Below are 17,851 nucleotides of genomic sequence, written 5' to 3'. Positions count from 1 at the left end.
GGGGCCGGGGGCGGGCGTGTGGTGATTCTCAGTTGGGGGGCGGGGGGTGGCGCGGCTTTGTTTTAAAAAAACATCGCGGGCAAGCCTCGCTCCAACAGGACCTCGCGCCAACAGAAATCTGCGCGCTAAACCACTGCGTTATAAAACTGCTCGCTGCTCCTCTGTTCGACCAGCGCTTGCTCGATGGCAGCCTGGTGCACTTCGTCGGCATGTTCTTCGCGGGCTTCGGGCTTGATCCCAAGACGCGAGAACAACAGCATGTCTTTGTCCGCTTGCGGGTTGGCGGTGGTCAGCAGCTTGTCGCCGTAGAAGATCGAGTTGGCACCGGCAAAAAACGCCAATGCCTGCATTTGCTCGTTCATGGCCTCGCGACCCGCCGACAGGCGCACGTGGGACTGTGGCATCAGAATGCGCGCCACGGCGAGCATGCGGATGAAATCAAACGGGTCGATGTCTTCGGCATTTTCCAACGGCGTACCGGCGACCTTGACCAGCATGTTGATCGGCACCGATTCCGGATGCTCTGGCAGATTGGCCAGCTGGATCAGCAAATTGGCGCGGTCATCCAGCGACTCACCCATGCCCAGAATACCGCCTGAACAGATCTTCATCCCGGAGTCACGCACGTAGGCCAGGGTCTGCAAACGCTCGCTGTACGTGCGGGTGGTAATGATGCTGGTGTAGAAATCCGGCGAGGTATCGAGGTTGTGGTTGTAGTAATCCAGACCGGCCGACGCCAGTGCTTCGGTCTGTTCCTGATCCAGACGACCCAGGGTCATGCAGGTTTCCAGGCCCATTGCCTTGACGCCTTTGACCATCTCCAGCACATAAGGCATGTCTTTGGCCGATGGGTGCTTCCAGGCGGCGCCCATGCAGAAACGGGTCGAACCGATGGCCTTGGCACGAGCGGCTTCTTCGAGAACCTTTTGCACTTCCAGCAGCTTTTCTTTTTCCAGGCCGGTGTTGTAGTGACCCGATTGCGGGCAGTACTTGCAGTCTTCCGGGCAGGCACCGGTCTTGATCGACAGCAGGGTCGAGACCTGAACACGATTAGCGTCGAAATGAGCGCGGTGCACCGTCTGCGCCTGAAACAGCAGGTCATTGAAAGGCTGTACGAACAGCGCTCTGACCTCAGCTAAAGTCCAGTCATGACGCAAAGTGGCGGTGGTGCTGGCGCTCATCGGGCGGTCCTCGGTTTCTGCTGTGATTCTTTTGGCTAACGACCTGCGACTCAGCCCTGCTTGCACAGGCTAAAAGTCCACAAGCACGACATGGATGTTTCAGTATGTTTAAGGAAGAGCCATGCGCTGTCAACCACATCCTACCTATCAGGTTTACAACTGGCTAAAAAACAACCAGACCTGTTTATTGTGCGACGAGTTGACCGACACGCTTTATCCGATTTGCACAGCCTGTGAAACCGAACTGCCCTGGCTCGGTGACCAATGCCAGCAATGCGCACTCCCTCTGGCGATGTCAGGCCTGAATTGCCCGCAGTGCACGAGAAACGAGCCAGCCTTTGACGAAGTAGCAGCGCCCTGGCTGTATGAATTCCCCATCGACAGCCTGATTACCCGATTCAAGCATCAGGGCAACTGGCCCATGGGGCGCCTGTTGGCGCAATTACTCGGGCAGTTTCTGCAACACCGCTTCGAAGAAAACCTGCCGCGCCCGGACTTTCTCCTGCCCGTGCCATTGGCTGTTAAACGCCTGCGCCAGCGCGGCTACAACCAGGCAGCGATGCTGGCTGACTGGCTGGGCGATCAACTGGAACTACCCGTGGAGGACCAGTTGGTATTGCGCACCCAGGAAACCCCGCCCCAACAAGGCCTCGATGCCAAAGCCCGCAAGCGCAACCTGCGTAATGCGTTTGTTGTGATTGATTACGAAAAGATCAAAGGCAAGCATGTGGCGCTGGTGGACGACGTGCTGACTACTGGCTCCACGGCGGATGTGATTGCAAAGCTGCTGATCAAGGCAGGGGCGTGTCGGGTGGATGTTTATTGCCTGGCGCGGACGCCGAAGCCAGGGGATTGATTACCATCAATAGACGACATTTGTAGGAGCTGCCGAAGGCTGCGAAGCAGTCATCCTGACACACCGCCATCGCAGCCTTCGGCAGCTCCTACAGATCCGATGTGTGGCGTAGACATCCGGCAACACCTACAAAAACACCAATGCCTTACACTGCCCGCCATCATCACGACCAAAAAGCAGCCCCCATGCCCCTACCCACTCTGCTCACCCAACACATGGTCCGTCGTCCGCAACGTATTGCGCTGTTGCAGCACATTGCCGAGCAGGGTTCGATTACCCGTGCGGCCAAGAGTGCGGGGTTGAGTTACAAGGCGACGTGGGATGCCATTGATGAGTTGAACAACCTGGCGCAGAAGCCGCTGGTCGAGCGCAGTGTGGGGGGACGTGGCGGTGGCGGCGCGAAGTTGTCCGCTGAGGGCGAACGTGTGCTGCGTTTATACCATCGCTTGCAGGCACTTCAGGCTCAGGTGCTGGAGGCCACTGAAGAAAGCGCCGACCTGGATTTACTCAGCCGCCTGACGTTACGTACGAGTGCTCGCAATCAGTTACTGGGGCGCATAGAGAGCATTACAGCTCACGGTCACAACGATCTGGTTCGCCTGCGTCTGGCAGGCGATGTATTCATCAATGCGCAAATTACCCACGACAGTACGCTGCGTCTGGATCTGGCAATCGGCATTGATGTCGTGGCGCTGATCAAGGCTGGCTGGCTGGAATTACAGACTTCAGGGCACCCCGTAACAAATGGACACAATTGCTTGAGCGGCACGGTAGAAGAAGTCATCGACGCTGCTGATGGTCCCAGCGAGGTGCGCATTACCCTGCCCAGCGGTCAGATTCTGTGCTCACTGGCAGAGCCTGCACAGCTTGCGGCCCTTCAGCTGAAAACCGGCAGCCCGGTGCTGGTTCAATTCGCGCCATCCCTCGTGCTGCTGGGCACGCCGCTGTAATAGCACGGCGTCATTGCGACGACACAATTTCGTCATATCTGCTCACTAAGGTGTCTGCCACACCTGCTGGGAGCCGTGTTGATGAAACTACTAGAAGAAAACCAAGCTACAGACCTCGAACAAATGGTCGGCCTGACCCGCCGTGGCTTCATTACCGCTGGCGCTTTGTGCGGCGCAGCGATGTTTCTCGGCGGCGGCCTGTTGAGCCGCACCGCGCTGGCCAAGAGTGTCAGCGCTGCATCAGGCACGCTGCTCGGCTTCGACAGCATCCCCGCCGCCACGGCTGACAGCATCAGCCTGCCGCCGGGCTACACCTCTTCGGTTCTGATCAGTTGGGGTCAGCCGCTGCAGGCTGGCGGTCCGGCATTTGACCCTAGCGGTAAAGGCACCGCCGAAGCGCAGGAAGTGCAGTTCGGCGACAACAATGACGGCATGAGCCTGTTCCCGATGCCGGGTCATAAAGACCGCGCACTGATGGCCATCAACAACGAATACACCAATTACCGCTACCTGTTCGATCACGGCAAAGAGCCTCAATCCCCTGAAGACGTGCGTAAAGCGCTGGCCAGTGAAGGCGTGTCGGTAATCGAAGTGCAGCAAAAGAATGGCAAATGGCAGTTCGTGCAGAACTCCAAATACAACCGCCGCATTCACGGCAACACCCCGATCAATCTGAGCGGCCCGGCCGCGGGGCACGACTGGCTCAAGACCGCCGCAGACAGCACCGGCACCAAAGCCCTCGGTACATTCCAGAACTGCGCCAACGGCAAAACGCCGTGGGGCACTTACCTGACATGCGAAGAGAACTTCACTGATTGCTTCGGCAGCAGCGACGCCGAGCAGAAGTTCGACGCGGGCATCAAGCGCTACGGCGCGGTTGCCGCCAGCAAAGACATCAACTGGCATCAACATGACCCGCGCTTCGATCTGGCCAAGAACCCCAACGAGATCAATCGTCACGGCTGGGTAGTGGAAATTGATCCGTTCGACCCGAAATCCACCCCGGTAAAACGCACTGCACTGGGCCGCTTCAAGCACGAAAACGCTGCTTTGGCCGAGACCAAAGGCGGTCGCGCTGTGGTGTACATGGGCGACGACGAACGTGGCGAGTTCATCTACAAATTCATCAGTCGCGACAAGATCAACCACAAAGATCCGAAAGCCAACCGCAACCTGCTGGACCACGGCACGCTGTATGTCGCACGTTTTGATAATGGCGACGGCAACCCGGACCGTCCGAAAGGCACCGGCGAATGGGTCGAGTTGACCCACGGCAAAAACGGCCTGGATGCAGCCGCAGGTTTCAATAACCAGGCTGAAGTGTTGATCCACGCACGCCTTGCAGCCAGCGTCGTGAAAGCCACGCGCATGGACCGTCCGGAATGGATCGTGGTCAGCCCGAAAGATGGTCAGGTTTACTGCACGCTCACCAACAACGCCAAGCGCGGTGATGATGGGCAACCGGTTGGCGGGCCAAACCCTCGGGCGAAAAACCAGTACGGGCAAATCCTGCGCTGGCGCGAAAACGCCGACAATGCGTCGGCTATGACCTTCGACTGGGACCTGTTTGTGGTCGCGGGCAACCCGACTGTCCACAGCGGCACGCCACAAGGTGGGTCGAGCAACATCAACCCACAGAACATGTTCAACAGCCCGGACGGCCTGAGTTTCGATAGCGCCGGTCGCCTGTGGATCCAGACTGACGGCGACTCCAGCAACAAGGGCGACTTCGCCGGCATGGGCAACAACCAGATGCTCTGTGCTGACCCGCACAGCGGCGAAATCCGTCGCTTCATGGTCGGGCCGATTGGTTGCGAAGTCACCGGTATCAGCTTCGCGCCGGATTACAAAACCATGTTTGTGGGCATCCAGCATCCGGGGGAGAACGGCGGGTCGACCTTTCCTGAGCATCTGCCAAACGGCAAACCGCGTTCATCGGTGATGGTGATTACGCGGGATGATGGTGGCGTGATCGGCGCTTGATATTGCCCTGGATTCTGCGGTGTCGCGAACTCCGCAGAATCCAGAAACGAATACAAACCCTGTGGGACCGAATTCATTCGGGAAGACTGATTGCCAGACGCTAAATATGTATTGTCTGGGCCGGCCCTTTCGCGAATGAATTCGCTCCCACGGGAATTGGGTTTGCAGGATAGAATTTCACACAGGTCGTATACCAAGTCGTTAAACCTGTCGCCGACTAATCAATCAACCCATTCACGTCATAAAACGGATACGGTCCCGGATACTCGCCGAACACTGCGTTATGGGTCACCAGGCCCTGTTCTGGATGCCAGCGGTGCAAGAGATAACCCGCCGGTTCCAGATTGAAATGCGCCGGTGCGTCTTCCTGCAGATCAAGCACGATCTGATGTGAAGTGCCGGGGCAGATACAGCTCAGACTGCCGCCAAACCGACGCTGCATCGGACGATGCAAATGCCCGCACAGCAAGCGCTCGACTTGCGGGTGACGTGCAATCACTTTTTCAAACTGCGCCCTATTCCTGAACGGCTCACGGTCCATATGGCCGATGCCCGTGATGAACGGTGGGTGATGCAAAACCAATATGGTCGGCACGTCCGGGCGGCGCGCCAACAGCTCATCGAGCCAGAGCAACTGACACTCCGTCATCTGTCCGCCATGGGAGCCGGGAATGCTGGTATCAAGCCCGATCAACCGCACGGGATGCTCTTCCACGACCCAATCCAGTGGAGCATCGGATGAAAGAGGCAGATAAGTCTGGTTGGCAAACTCGGCCAACAAGTGCTGGCGATCATCATGGTTACCCGGCACCAGATAAAACGGCATGTGCAAACGCTTGAGTTCTGGATGCAGCACGGCGTATTCATCCGGCTGACCGAAGTCCACAAGATCGCCACTGATCACCACGATGTCCGGACGCGGCACGCTGGCGTTCAGATGATCCACAGCACGGCGCAAGGCACCCAGAGTATCGACGACGCCATAGGTCAGTTTCTGACCGGCTTTAAGGTGCAGATCGCTGATCTGCGCAATGAGGAATGGGTGGTTCAAAATTAGATCTCAACAAAAAACTGAATCAACAGAAGTGGAACGCAGTCCTGTGGGAGCGAATTCATTCGCGAATGGGCCGGATCTGCGAAATATCATTGCCTGACACACCGCTTTCGCGAATGAATTCGCTCCCACAAGATCTCCACTTGCCTCACAAATCAGGAGTTCAGGGTAAACAACACCTGCGGCGCAACAGTCAGGCCGATCAATGCACCCGGGCTGTGGATAACGTTGTCAGCGCTGTCGACCAGCAAAGGCTGAGCCGCGCCGACGTCAACCAGAAGGCGGCTTTGAGCGCCCTGGAAGAATTGCCCCACCAATCGCCCGCGCAGATGACTCTCACCGTCCATCACGCGCAAATGCTCGGGGCGGCAGTACACCGTCGAAGGCAGATTCGAAGCAGTCCACGGCAACTCGCCGCCACTGACTTTCAGGCCCTGGGCAGTGCGTTCAACCACTGAAAACGCATTGAGATTGCCGACAAAACTGGCGACGAAGGCATTGGCGGGCTGTTGATAAATCTCTCGCGGCGTTGCGAGTTGCGCGACACGCCCTTTCTCCATCACCAGAATCCGGTCGCCCAGCGCCATGGCTTCGCCTTGATCGTGAGTGACGAAAACTGAAGTTATCCCCAACCCGCGCAGCAGGTCATTCAGCTCGCTGCGCAAGCGTTCACGCAATTGCGCATCCAGCGCCGCCAAGGGCTCATCAAGCAACAACACTCGCGGACGTGGGGCCAGAGCACGGGCCAGGGCGACCCGCTGACGCTGCCCACCTGACAGTTCATGAATGCTGCGCTTGCCATGCTCTTGCAGGCCGACCAGCTCGAGCAATTCGGCGCAGCGCTTATTGCGCTCAGCGGGCGACATGCCGCGAATCTTCAGGCCGTAGACGATGTTTCCGGCCACATCCAGATTCGGGAACAATGCGTAGTTCTGGAACACCATGCCCACGTCACGCTTCTCGATAGGCAAACGGGTGACGTCGTTATCGCCGAAGAAAATCTGCCCGACGTCGGTGCTTTCCAACCCGGCGATCAGGCGCAACGTAGTGGTTTTACCGCACCCCGACGGGCCGAGGATCGCGAGGGTTTCGCCGGGCTCGATGGTCAGGTTCAGATCATGCACAGCGACAGTGCCGTCAGCGAATGCCTTGCGGCAGCCCTGCAAGCGAATAGTGGTTCCGGTCATCGACTCTCTCCACGGGAAAGACGGGCGCTGATGGCCTGCAACGCGATCAACAGCGGCACGATCATCAACAGAAAAATAAGGGTGTAGGCACTGGCGACTTCCAGTCGCGCAGACGCGTAGCTGTCGGCGAGCCCCACCGGCAGGGTTTTGGTCATTGGCGTGTGGAGCATCCAGGTCAGGTTGAATTCACCCAACGACAAGGTGACAACCATCAACACCCCGGCCAGAATTCCGGCTCGGCAGTTAGGCACCACGACGCTGAAGAATCGCTTGAACGGTCCTGCGCCCAGACTGGCTGCCGCCTCTTCCAGCACCGGCAGTTGCTGGCGCTGCATGACCGCCATCACCGGACGCACCAAAAACGGCAAAGTGAACAGCACATGCCCCACCAGAATGAACAACCAACTGCTGCGAAACCCGCCGAACTGGCCGTAGGTCAGCAGCAACGCCAGTGCGCTGGCCAGACCGGGCATAGCCACCGGCAAGACCATCAATTCCTCAAAGGCGCGGCTGAAGCGGTTGTTCATCCGCACCAAGGCATACGCGGCCGGTACGCCAATCACGCAAACGCACACCGCACAGGCCACGGCCAACTGAATTGACAGCCAAACGGTGGGTGAATAGGCCTGCCACACCTGGATCAACCAGTCGAAGGTCAATCCACTCGACACGCCCTGGAAATAATTGCGCGTCAGGCCGGCGAGTAATGACAACAGCACCGGCACCAACATGAACGCGCAGACCAACAGGGTAAACAGCAGTTGCATGACGAACAGCGATGAGCGCTTCACAGGACAGTCCCCGAGTTTTTCACCAGGCGCCGAGCCAGCAGCAACACGGCCCAGGTCAACGCGCCCAGCACCACGGACAGCGCAGCTGCAACGGCGAAATTGGCGTAGTTGGTGAACACGTTGTAGATCGCGACGGGCGTGACATTCAGACGTGTGCCCAACGTGAACGCAGTACCGAACGCCCCCATGGACGTCGCAAAACAAATCGCCCCACAGGACACCAACGCTGGCGCGAGGCCCGGCACAATAACGTCGCACACCACTCGCCAATGACCCGCGCCCAAGGAGTGCGCAGCTTCTTCAAGGCTGCGATCCAGACTTTCACAGGCCGCCATCACGGTGAGAATCACCCGCGGAATCGAGAAGTACAGGTAGCCCAGGAAAAGCCCGGTCAGCGAATAAGCAAAGATCCATCGCTCACCGGCCAGCTCCATGCCCAGCATCGCAAACAAGCCTTGGCGACCGGCCAGCAGAATCACCAGAAACCCTACGACCACGCCAGGAAACGCCAGCGGAAAAGTCAGCAAAGCCACCAGCGCCGAACGACCAAAAAAACGTTGCCGGGCGAGGAACACGCCGCTGATACCGCCAACCAGCAAAGCGGCCAGCGTTACGACGATAGCCAACACGCAGGTCTGGGCGAGACTGCCCAGATACTGCGCACTGCTCAGCACCTGCCAGTAACCGATACTGCCGTCGCGACGTTCGGCCCCCAGCAAAATCAGGTGCGCCAAGGGCAGCAGCCAGAACGCAAACAACACGGCGGCGGCCGGAGCCAGCGCCCAGGCCGCGGTCGGACGCAGGCGCAAGATTGCGCGCCCGCCCGGCTTCACGCCCTGAGCTTTCAGAACCGAAGCGGTCACTTACTTGACCTCACTCAGATAGCGCGCTGCGAAAGCTTCCTGCACGGCGGCCATGTGTTCGTAATTGACGACGCCAGCCCGAGCGTAATCGCTGTCCGGCAGAAATTGCGCAGCCACATCCGCAGGCATTTTCACGTCACGCACCGGACGCAAATAAGCCTTCGCCCACAACGACTGGCCTTGATCGGACAGGGTGAAATCCAGCACCTTCTCAGCGTTGGCGCGATGCGGTGCGTTATCCACAATGCTCATCACGTACGGCACGCTGATGCTGCCTTCCTTGGGGATCACGAAAGCGACATTGGCTTTGTCTTTGTAGCGAGCGCGATAGGCGTTGAAGTCGTAATCGACGAGGATCGGCAACTCACCGGACAGCACCCGCGCATACGCGGTTTGCTTCGGCACGATCGGCGAGTTTTTCGCCAGCTTCTGGAAGTAATCGATGGCCGGTTTGAAATCATCCAGCGTGCCGCCCATGGCCTGGTTGATCGCCACCGCAGACACATAACCAACAAAGGCGCTGGACGGATCCAGATAACCGACCATGCCTTTGTACTCAGGCTTGAGCAAATCGGCCCAGCTTTGCGGCACCGGCAGACCGCCCAGTGCATCGACGTTGACCATGATGCCCAAGGTGCCGGAATGGATTGCGAACCAGTGACCTTCAGGGTCTTTCAAGCCGGCCGGAATCTGATCCCAGCCTTTTGGTTTGTAGCTGCCCACCACGCCTGCTTTCTGCGCCTGCAGGCCGAAAGTCACGCCGTAATAAACCACGTCGGCAACCGGCGCTGCCTTCTCGGCGACTAATTGTGCCAGCGACTGGCCGGAGTTCTTGTTGTCCAGCGGCACTTGCACACCAGCGGTCTCGGCAATTGCCTTGAGCTGCGTGCCCCAATCCGCCCATTCCGGTGGGCAGTTGTAACAGATGGCGGTTTCAGCGGCCTGAGCCAGACTGGCCGCACCGCACAGCAGCAGCGCTGCCAGGGTTGTACTAAAGCGGATCATGAAGCATCTCCTCGTAGGGCTGAGTACTTTCACCCGGCCGGATATGGCAAGGCAGGCAATGGGAAATCGGAGCGGCACCGGCGATTTGCGCCAGCAGTTGATCGATCACGGTGCTGGCCAGCGCCGCGATGGGTTGCACGACGCTGCACAGCGTCGGATGCATCTGGGCGCCGAGGGCGATGCCATCGAAGCCGATGACGGAAAGCTGGCCGGGCACGCTCCAGCCGTTGCGGCGCAGTTCGGCGATCAGGCTGATCGCCAGCAAATCGTTGGAGCAAACCAAAGCGCTGGGCCGGTTGGGGCCGCGCAGCAAAGGCTCGATAGCGGCGAAATCAGCCTGGGTATGCGCAGGCATTTCAATCACCGGCAGGCTATCCAGCCCCCCCTCGACCATGGCCTCGCAATACCCGGCGTAACGCAGACGGGCACGGTCCGATTGCAAGGCTGGACCGGCCACCATGCCGATGCGGCGATGCCCGGAGTCGAGCAAGTAGCGTGTCGCCAGCGCCATGCCCGCGCGGTTATCCACAGACACAGCGCTGTAATCAGGATTGCCCGGCTGGTGATAAGCCAGCACGAACGGCGTGTCTTCGTTGACCAGACTTTGCAGGACCCGATTGCTCTCGGCGTCGGTCACGGTCAGCACCAGCCCATCGACTCGCTGACGCAGTAACTCTTCAACCACGGCGCTTTCGCGTTCGCTGCTGTAATCAGTCGTTGCCAATAGCAGGTTGTAGCCTTTCAGACGCGCAGCACGTTCCATGGCCTGGAACTGCTCAGCGAAGACCGGGTTAAGCAGGTTGGGCACGATCACACCGATCAGGTTGGTGGTTTGCAGGCGCAACTGACGCCCCAAGCGATTGGGCCGAAAACCCAACTGACGGGCGGCCTCGAACACTTGATCGCGAGTAGTCGGGCGCACGACATCGGGAGACGCAAAAGCCCGCGCGGCAGTTGCCCGCGAAACTCCTGCCAGTCGTGCCACTTCTTTTAAATCACTCACGTTCGCTCGCCTTGAGATCGATCTCATTGGCCGCGACATTAGCGATTCAATATTTCGTTACAGCTAACGGGTGATGACAGTTTGGTTGCAGTGCGCAACTTTGCGGCGAAGCTAAAGCCCCATGCCCTGCCCGTCTGCGCTACCATCACGGGCCGACGCGGCAGCCTGCTGCGCGCAGGAGTTAGCATGGCCCACCCGTTCGCAACACTTACGCCAGACCTGGTCCTTGATGCCGTTGAAAGCATCGGGTTTCTCAGTGACGCCCGCATCCTTGCGCTCAACAGCTACGAGAACCGCGTTTATCAGGTCGGCATCGAAGACGGCCAGCCGTTGATCGCCAAGTTCTACCGGCCGCAGCGCTGGACCAACGAAGCCATCCTTGAAGAACACAGCTTCACCTTCGAACTGGCGAACGTCGATATCCCGGTCGTCGCACCGATGGTGCATAACGGGCAGACGCTGTTCGAACACGCAGGGTTTCGCTTCACCCTCTTCCCTCGCCGCGGCGGCCGTGCGCCAGAGCCGGGCAACCTTGATCAGTTGTATCGTCTGGGCCAGTTGCTCGGGCGCATCCATGCCGTCGGTGCGACCAAACCTTTCGAGCACCGTGAAGCGCTGGCGGTGCAGAACTTTGGTCAGAACTCGCTGGACTTCCTGCTGCAGAACGACTGCATCCCGCGCAGCTTGTTGCCTGCTTACGAGTCAGTGGCGAAGGATCTGCTCAAGCGCGTCGAAGACGCTTACGCAGCCACGCCGCATCAGAACATCCGTATGCATGGCGACTGTCATCCCGGCAACATGATGGCGCGCGACGAGATGTTCCACATCGTCGACCTCGACGACTGCCGGATGGGCCCTGCTGTGCAGGACATCTGGATGATGCTGGCCGGTGATCGCCAGGAATGCCTGGGGCAATTGTCGGAATTGATGGATGGCTACAACGAATTTCATGACTTCAACCCGCGTGAACTGGCCCTGATAGAACCGCTGCGTGCACTGCGTCTGATGCATTACAGCGCCTGGCTGGCCCGTCGCTGGGACGACCCGGCGTTCCCGCACAGCTTCCCGTGGTTCGGCACCGAACGTTACTGGGGTGACCAGATTCTGGCTTTGCGCGAACAACTGTCGGCGCTTAACGAGGAGCCGCTGAAGTTGTTTTGAATGGGGAAACGCGATCTGTATGTGGAAAATTCCATGTTGGCTCGCAAACCCAATTCTCGTGGGAGCGAATTCATTCGCGAAGAGCCAGATACATCCGCAGCCTATGTAAGGCCTGAAATACCGCCTTCCCGAATAAATTCGGTCCCACAGGGCCTCAGCGAACTTAAGATCATGACCAGACTGTGGGAAATTCTGTGTTCACCTGCAAGCGCTGATCCCGGTGGGAGCGAATTCATTCGCGAAGAGGCGGGTACATCCGCAGCCTATGTATGGCCTGAAATACCGCCTTCCCGAATTAAGTGGAGCGCCACTCCGGTCGGTCCCACGGTCCATCATGAACTTAAGATCAGCGCCAACCTGTGGGAGCGTGGCTTGCCCGCGAATCAGTCACCTCGGTGAGTCAGTAATACCGTGTCATCGTTCATCGCGGGCAAGCGCGCTCCTACGGGTGGAATGAGATTTACATGGAAGGCTTGGACGCGATGGGTCTGATATTTGCGGTGTCCTTATCGCGGGCAAGCCACGCTCCCACAGAGGTCTGATTCCGGGCAAATAATAGATCCACGCACCAACAGACTCATAAGAATCCACCACCTGCCAACAGGACCCAACATGCCAGCCGTCAACCCGCGACGCGGGTACATTCTCGGGCTCAGTGCCTACACCATCTGGGGTTTGTTTCCGCTGTACTTCAAAGCCATCGCCGACGTGCCATCGGTGGAAATCATCGTCCACCGAGTGCTGTGGTCGGCGGCATTCGGCTCGTTGCTGCTGATGTTCTGGAAACACCCCGGCTGGTGGCGCGAACTGCGGGACAACCCACAGCGTCTGGCGGTGCTGGCTTTCAGCGGCTCGATGATCGCGGTGAACTGGCTGGTGTATGTATGGGCGGTGAATAACGAGCGCATGGTGGAGGCCAGCCTGGGTTACTACATCAACCCGCTGGTCAACGTGTTGCTGGGGATGCTGGTATTGGGCGAACGGCTGCGGCGTTTGCAATGGATCGCCGTCGGTCTGGCGGCGACGGGCGTGGCGCAGCAGTTATGGCAAGTCGGCAGCCTGCCGTGGGTATCGCTAGTGATTGCCGGAACGTTCGCGGTGTACGGCATTGTCCGCAAGAAAGCACCCGTCGCCGCCCTGCCCGGCCTCGTCGTGGAAACCTGGATACTGGTGCCTATCGCCGTGGGCTGGCTGCTGCTCAACCCGGCAGCCTACACCTCACAACCAGAATTCTGGACCACCAGTGAAGCGCTCTGGCTCGCCGCCGCAGGCCCTGTAACGATCTTGCCACTGGTCGCCTTCAACGCCGCCGCCCGACACCTGCCTTACACCACACTGGGCTTCCTGCAGTACATCGGCCCGACACTGGTGCTCGCACTGGCAGTGCTGGTCTTCAAGGAACATCTCGCGACAAGCACCATCGTGACCTTCGCATTCATCTGGGCGGGATTGGCGGTTTACAGCGTTGATGCGTGGATAACTTCACGGCGCAGGGCCTGATCATTTATTGATCAATAGCTTGCAGGCCTTGAGCTACATGGCCTGCAAACGGTTCTCCAAAGGTTATCCACAGGCAGGCTCATGGATAAAGTGGATAACATCTGCTTGAACTCATTCCCGTCTGTGGGAGCTGAGCTTGCTCGCGACAAGACTGGACGCGATCTGAAGTTAATCGAGTACAGCCTTATCGCGAGCAAGCTCAGCTCCCACAGAAACCGCGCTATCTCGTGGGACCGGCTTTAGCCGGAAAGAGGCCGGTACAGTCACTAAAAATAGGCCTTCAGAAATACCGCTTTCCCGGCTAAAGCCGGTCCCATGTCGTTAGCGTGCGGGCAAACATGGATCTCACACACAGGCAGCGCATTTCACTCGCAAGCAGTCGGTGCCTCCAGCCTGACCAAAGACTGATCGATAACATTGCGCGCCATATCCACCAGATGCATGACTGACATCGCCAATAGCCGATCCGAACCGGTCAGGCGGTCGCCGTTTTCGTAGGCTGTTACGGCTGCGCAGTGCAGCAGGTGGGAGGCGTGGTTCAAAGATTGTTCAAGGTCAGAAGGTGAAACCGGTAACTCGGTCATATCGAAGTCTCTTAATGTTGAAAGAGACCGCCAACCACCGCTACTAAACGATAAGGGTGGCAGCCGTGCGTAGGTTAGTAGACCGGGTTACCACCGGCGCGCTCGAAAGCGCCCTGCGCACAGCCGCCATAAATCAGACGTCCAAAGACGTCTACTTCAAGGTGTACTGCACGAGCGATAACCACGGGCTACTAAACCCCGTCACTGAAATAACAGCGACCGGCGCACCTTAGGAGCCAAAATCCTCACCCGCAAGCGCTTGGGATTGTTTCGGAAACTTCCCTCAAGAAAAACGGAAACGTAGCGCAAAACCATGAGGCGATGGCCTGCAAATTGGTTTGATTTAGCACTGAATGCATGGCCTCTGGGTCATAGAGCTTCAACTGCTCAATAAATAACCAGTCGCTCGCAAGCCTTGATTCGTCTGGCCTGCAAACGGTTCTCCAACGGTTATCCACAGGCAGGCTAATAGATAAAGTGGATAACCGCAGGGGCTCGCAATCCCCTTGTGGGAGCAGAGCTTGCTCGCGATAAGGCTGAACGCGGTTCAATTCAGATCGCGTCCAGCCTTATCGCGAGCAAGCTCTGCTCCCACAGGCTCAAAGATCCGTACGCAACACCAGATCCACCATCAAATCATCCGCCAGGGTTTCCAGCGCTTGTTGCAGATCATCCAGCGCCAGCGATTCAGGTACGCCCAATATCGCGTCGGCGTGGAACAGCAGTTCACTGCTCATCGGCGCGGGTTTGACTTCTGTCACCAGTCTTTCGACGTTAACGCCCTGCTCCGAAAGCAACCGGGTGATGTCGCGTACGATGCCCGCGCGATCATTGCCCACCAGCTCCATGCCGATGTGTTTCCAGGTGCCGGGGGTTTCGATGGCGGTGTCGGCGAACAATACGCGTATGCCTCGACCGGACAACTCGATCAGCGCGCTCTTCAATTCTTCATGGGCGTCAGCCGCAACGCCAATGCGCAGGATGCCGGCGAACTGTCCGGCCATGTGCGACATGCGGCTCTCCAGCCAGTTACCGCCGTGGTCGGCAATGCATTTCGCGATGGCCTCGACCTGGCCGGGTTTGTCTGGGGCAAATACTGTAATAACGAGATGATCCACTGCTGACTCCTTCTGGTCTTGAATCTGCACCAGCCAGTCAGGCTGACGACAACGCAACGAGTATAGGCAAGCCTGATCTTGACGCTGGCGAATGACCGGCCTGCCATTTTGTGTACGATCTCTATTTTTATCTGGAACAATCGGCAACATCTTTGAGAACATCCGAATCCCGATGATGACTGGCGATGAAATTTCAGTCGCGAAGTGACATATTTAGTTCCGTTTCCACGCGTCAAGCCTTCATGTAGCATCCCGCGTCGCGCACTACATAAACGGCGCCCCAACAAAAGAGCGTTCCCTCCGGGGGCGTAAAAAAGCTGAGCAGAGTGAGGCAAGTGCAATGACTGAACACGTTCAAGTCGGTGGCCTGCAGGTCGCCAAAGTCCTGTATGACTTCGTGAATAACGAAGCACTTCCCGGGACCGGTCTTGATGTTGCTGGCTTCTGGATGGGCGCAGACCAGTTGATCAATGAGCTGGCCCCCAGGAACAAGGCACTGCTCGCTAAACGTGATGACTTGCAGGCGCAGATCGACGCCTGGCACCAGTCCCATGCCGGACAGGCCCACGATGCCTCGGCTTACAAGGCTTTCCTTGAGCAAATCGGTTATCTGCTGCCAGAAGTGGCGGATTTCCAGATCACGACGCAAAACGTCGATGAAGAAATCGCCCGCATGGCTGGCCCACAGCTGGTGGTGCCGGTCATGAATGCCCGCTTCGCCCTCAACGCCTCGAACGCCCGCTGGGGCTCGTTGTACGACGCTCTGTATGGCACCGACGCCATCAGCGAAGCCGACGGCGCAGAGAAAGGCAAAGGCTACAACAAGGTTCGCGGTGACAAAGTCATCGCCTTTGCCCGCGCTTTCCTCGACGAAGCCGCGCCGCTGGCCGCTGGCTCTCATGTTGATTCCACCGGCTACAAGCTGATCGACGGCAAGCTGGTCATCAGCCTCAAGGGCGGTAGCAATACCGGCCTTGAAGACGACGCGCAGTTGATCGGCTATCAAGGCGACGCATCAGCGCCGACCGCCGTGTTGCTCAAGCACAACGGCCTGCATTTCGAGATTCAGATCGACGCTACCAGCCCGATTGGCCAGACCGATGCCGCGGGCGTCAAAGACGTGCTGATGGAAGCCGCGCTGACCACCATCATGGACTGCGAAGACTCCATCGCCGCCGTTGATGCCGACGACAAGGTTGTGGTGTACCGCAACTGGCTGGGCCTGATGAAAGGCGATCTGGCCGAACAGGTCTCCAAAGGCGGCGAAACCTTCACCCGCACCATGAACGGTGATCGTCACTACACCGCTCCCAATGGCGGCGACGTGAAGCTGCACGGTCGTTCGCTGCTGTTCATCCGCAACGTCGGTCACTTGATGACCATTGATGCGATCCTGGACAAGAACGGTCAGGAAGTACCGGAAGGCATTCTGGACGGCCTGCTGACCAGCCTTGCGGCGATCCACAGCCTCAATGGCAACACCACGCGCAGCAACAGCCGTACTCGCTCGGTGTACATCGTCAAACCGAAGATGCATGGCCCGGAAGAAGCTGCATTCACCAACGAGCTGTTCGGTCGTGTCGAAGACGTTCTGCGTCTGCCACGCAACACGCTTAAAGTCGGGATCATGGACGAGGAACGCCGTACCACGGTCAACCTCAAGGCCTGCATCAAAGCGGCCAGCGAGCGGGTAGTGTTCATCAACACGGGCTTCCTGGACCGCACTGGCGACGAAATTCACACCTCCATGGAAGCAGGCCCTGTCGTGCGCAAGGCGCAGATGAAAGCCGAGAAATGGATCAGTGCCTACGAAAACTCCAACGTAGATATCGGCTTGAGCTGCGGCCTGCAAGGCCGTGCGCAGATCGGTAAGGGCATGTGGGCCATGCCGGACCTGATGGCGGCGATGCTGGAGCAGAAAATCGCTCACCCAATGGCAGGCGCGAACACCGCCTGGGTTCCGTCGCCGACGGCCGCTGCGCTGCACGCGCTGCACTATCACAAGGTTGATGTGTTCGCCCGTCAGGCTGAACTGGCCCAGCGCACTCGCGCCTCGGTGGATGACATCCTGACTATCCCGCTCGCGCCGAACACCAACTGGACGCCCGAGGAAATCCAGAACGAACTGGATAACAACTCACAGGGCATTCTCGGCTACGTGGTGCGCTGGATCGATCAGGGCGTGGGCTGCTCGAAAGTGCCGGACATCAACGATATTGGCCTGATGGAGGACCGCGCCACGCTGCGTATCTCCAGCCAGCACATCGCTAACTGGCTGCGTCATGGCGTGGTCAACGAAACTCAGGTGATGGACAGCCTCAAGCGCATGGCGCCTGTGGTTGACCGGCAAAATGCGGGGGACTCGCTGTACCGTCCGCTGGCGCCGGATTTCGACAGCAACATCGCGTTCCAGGCGGCGGTTGAACTGGTAATCGAAGGGACTAAACAGCCTAACGGTTACACCGAGCCGGTCTTGCACCGTCGGCGTCGGGAGTTCAAGGCGAAGAACGGGTTGTAAACAATTTCGCGAGCAGCTCTAGCGCTTCCTGTGGGAGCCGAGCTTGCTCGCGATAAGGCTGGACGTGATCTGAAGTGAACCGCGTCCAGCCTTATCG

Annotated in this window: 15 protein-coding genes; 6 read left to right on the top strand and 9 right to left on the bottom strand. The window is 58.5% G+C overall.

All coding sequences use genetic code 11. The features are described 5' to 3' along the window. Nucleotides 1-125: 125 nt before the first annotated feature. A complete protein-coding gene (gene bioB, locus KDX30_RS28175; RefSeq protein ID WP_231678122.1) occupies nt 126-1,181 on the bottom strand; it encodes a biotin synthase BioB in 1,056 nt (351 codons plus the stop codon). A 121-nt stretch (nt 1,182-1,302) separates the two neighbouring features. Between bioB and KDX30_RS28170 the strand changes: the two genes are divergently transcribed. The 3 genes from KDX30_RS28170 (at nt 1,303) to KDX30_RS28160 (ending at nt 4,970) form a co-directional block, all read left to right on the top strand. Continuing rightward, nucleotides 1,303-2,037 (top strand): ComF family protein, encoded by a 735-nt coding sequence (locus KDX30_RS28170; RefSeq protein WP_231678121.1) that lies wholly within the window; start codon nt 1,303-1,305, stop codon nt 2,035-2,037. A gap of 185 nt (nt 2,038-2,222) precedes the next feature. Then, nucleotides 2,223-2,987 carry a TOBE domain-containing protein gene (locus tag KDX30_RS28165; RefSeq protein ID WP_122395869.1) on the top strand — a complete coding sequence of 255 codons (765 nt, stop codon included), beginning with the start codon at nt 2,223-2,225 and terminating at the stop codon, nt 2,985-2,987. Between the two features lie 81 nt (nt 2,988-3,068). After that, nucleotides 3,069-4,970: a PhoX family protein gene (locus tag KDX30_RS28160; protein ID WP_231678120.1), complete on the top strand. Its 1,902-nt coding sequence runs from the start codon at nt 3,069-3,071 to the stop codon at nt 4,968-4,970. A gap of 217 nt (nt 4,971-5,187) precedes the next feature. Here the strand turns inward: KDX30_RS28160 and KDX30_RS28155 are convergent, their stop codons facing one another. The 6 genes from KDX30_RS28155 to KDX30_RS28130 form a co-directional block, all read right to left on the bottom strand. Next, complete coding sequence (locus KDX30_RS28155) at nt 5,188-6,021, bottom strand: phosphodiesterase (RefSeq protein WP_231678119.1); 834 nt, start codon at nt 6,019-6,021, stop codon at nt 5,188-5,190. A 158-nt stretch (nt 6,022-6,179) separates the two neighbouring features. Next, complete coding sequence (locus KDX30_RS28150) at nt 6,180-7,211, bottom strand: ABC transporter ATP-binding protein (protein ID WP_231678118.1); 1,032 nt, start codon at nt 7,209-7,211, stop codon at nt 6,180-6,182. After that, on the bottom strand, nt 7,208-8,002 hold the full coding sequence (locus KDX30_RS28145; protein WP_099267972.1) for an ABC transporter permease: 795 nt from the start codon (nt 8,000-8,002) through the stop codon (nt 7,208-7,210). Before KDX30_RS28145 ends, KDX30_RS28150 begins: the two co-directional genes overlap by 4 nt. After that, nucleotides 7,999-8,850 carry an ABC transporter permease gene (locus tag KDX30_RS28140; RefSeq protein WP_264760410.1) on the bottom strand — a complete coding sequence of 284 codons (852 nt, stop codon included), beginning with the start codon at nt 8,848-8,850 and terminating at the stop codon, nt 7,999-8,001. Before KDX30_RS28140 ends, KDX30_RS28145 begins: the two co-directional genes overlap by 4 nt. Nucleotides 8,851-8,865: 15 nt before the next feature. After that, complete coding sequence (locus KDX30_RS28135) at nt 8,866-9,870, bottom strand: ABC transporter substrate-binding protein (RefSeq protein WP_231678116.1); 1,005 nt, start codon at nt 9,868-9,870, stop codon at nt 8,866-8,868. Further along, nucleotides 9,857-10,873: a LacI family DNA-binding transcriptional regulator gene (locus tag KDX30_RS28130; protein ID WP_122707534.1), complete on the bottom strand. Its 1,017-nt coding sequence runs from the start codon at nt 10,871-10,873 to the stop codon at nt 9,857-9,859. The genes KDX30_RS28135 and KDX30_RS28130 overlap by 14 nt, the downstream gene beginning before the upstream one ends. Before the next feature lie 186 nt (nt 10,874-11,059). On the opposite strand from KDX30_RS28130, the gene KDX30_RS28125 reads away from it, so the two are divergent. Together KDX30_RS28125 and rarD are read left to right on the top strand one after the other, a co-directional pair. Next, complete coding sequence (locus tag KDX30_RS28125) at nt 11,060-12,034, top strand: serine/threonine protein kinase (protein ID WP_087266014.1); 975 nt, start codon at nt 11,060-11,062, stop codon at nt 12,032-12,034. 612 nt (nt 12,035-12,646) lie between these two features. Next, a complete protein-coding gene (rarD, locus tag KDX30_RS28120) occupies nt 12,647-13,534 on the top strand; it encodes an EamA family transporter RarD (RefSeq protein ID WP_231678115.1) in 888 nt (295 codons plus the stop codon). Between the two features lie 365 nt (nt 13,535-13,899). Here rarD and KDX30_RS28115 read toward each other — a convergent pair whose 3' ends face one another. Together KDX30_RS28115 and KDX30_RS28110 are read right to left on the bottom strand one after the other, a co-directional pair. Beyond that, on the bottom strand, nt 13,900-14,118 hold the full coding sequence (locus KDX30_RS28115) for a DUF6124 family protein (RefSeq protein WP_231678114.1): 219 nt from the start codon (nt 14,116-14,118) through the stop codon (nt 13,900-13,902). A gap of 599 nt (nt 14,119-14,717) precedes the next feature. Further along, nucleotides 14,718-15,236, bottom strand: a complete 519-nt coding sequence (locus KDX30_RS28110; RefSeq protein WP_231674044.1) for a glycine cleavage system protein R — start codon at nt 15,234-15,236, stop codon at nt 14,718-14,720. A gap of 340 nt (nt 15,237-15,576) precedes the next feature. Between KDX30_RS28110 and KDX30_RS28105 the strand changes: the two genes are divergently transcribed. After that, the gene (locus KDX30_RS28105; protein WP_231678113.1) at nt 15,577-17,754 is read left to right on the top strand and encodes a malate synthase G; all 2,178 of its coding nucleotides are present in this window, start codon (nt 15,577-15,579) and stop codon (nt 17,752-17,754) included. The last annotated feature ends 97 nt before the right edge of the window (nt 17,755-17,851 follow it).

Source organism: Pseudomonas quasicaspiana, from assembly GCF_021147825.1.
GTDB lineage: Bacteria > Pseudomonadota > Gammaproteobacteria > Pseudomonadales > Pseudomonadaceae > Aquipseudomonas > Aquipseudomonas quasicaspiana.
Note: the sequence above shows the minus strand (reverse complement) of the source record. Positions and strands in the feature narration are given on the sequence as shown.

What these genes read in the sequence shown, in the direction of transcription:
- bioB (WP_231678122.1), bottom strand. Translation starts at nt 1,181, where the DNA reads ATGAGCGCCAGCACCACCGCCACTTTGCGTCATGACTGGACTTTAGCT.
- KDX30_RS28170 (WP_231678121.1), top strand. Translation starts at nt 1,303, where the DNA reads ATGCGCTGTCAACCACATCCTACCTATCAGGTTTACAACTGGCTAAAA.
- KDX30_RS28165 (WP_122395869.1), top strand. Translation starts at nt 2,223, where the DNA reads ATGCCCCTACCCACTCTGCTCACCCAACACATGGTCCGTCGTCCGCAA.
- KDX30_RS28160 (WP_231678120.1), top strand. Translation starts at nt 3,069, where the DNA reads ATGAAACTACTAGAAGAAAACCAAGCTACAGACCTCGAACAAATGGTC.
- KDX30_RS28150 (WP_231678118.1), bottom strand. Translation starts at nt 7,211, where the DNA reads ATGACCGGAACCACTATTCGCTTGCAGGGCTGCCGCAAGGCATTCGCT.
- KDX30_RS28135 (WP_231678116.1), bottom strand. Translation starts at nt 9,870, where the DNA reads ATGATCCGCTTTAGTACAACCCTGGCAGCGCTGCTGCTGTGCGGTGCG.
- KDX30_RS28125 (WP_087266014.1), top strand. Translation starts at nt 11,060, where the DNA reads ATGGCCCACCCGTTCGCAACACTTACGCCAGACCTGGTCCTTGATGCC.
- rarD (WP_231678115.1), top strand. Translation starts at nt 12,647, where the DNA reads ATGCCAGCCGTCAACCCGCGACGCGGGTACATTCTCGGGCTCAGTGCC.
- KDX30_RS28115 (WP_231678114.1), bottom strand. Translation starts at nt 14,118, where the DNA reads ATGACCGAGTTACCGGTTTCACCTTCTGACCTTGAACAATCTTTGAAC.
- KDX30_RS28105 (WP_231678113.1), top strand. Translation starts at nt 15,577, where the DNA reads ATGACTGAACACGTTCAAGTCGGTGGCCTGCAGGTCGCCAAAGTCCTG.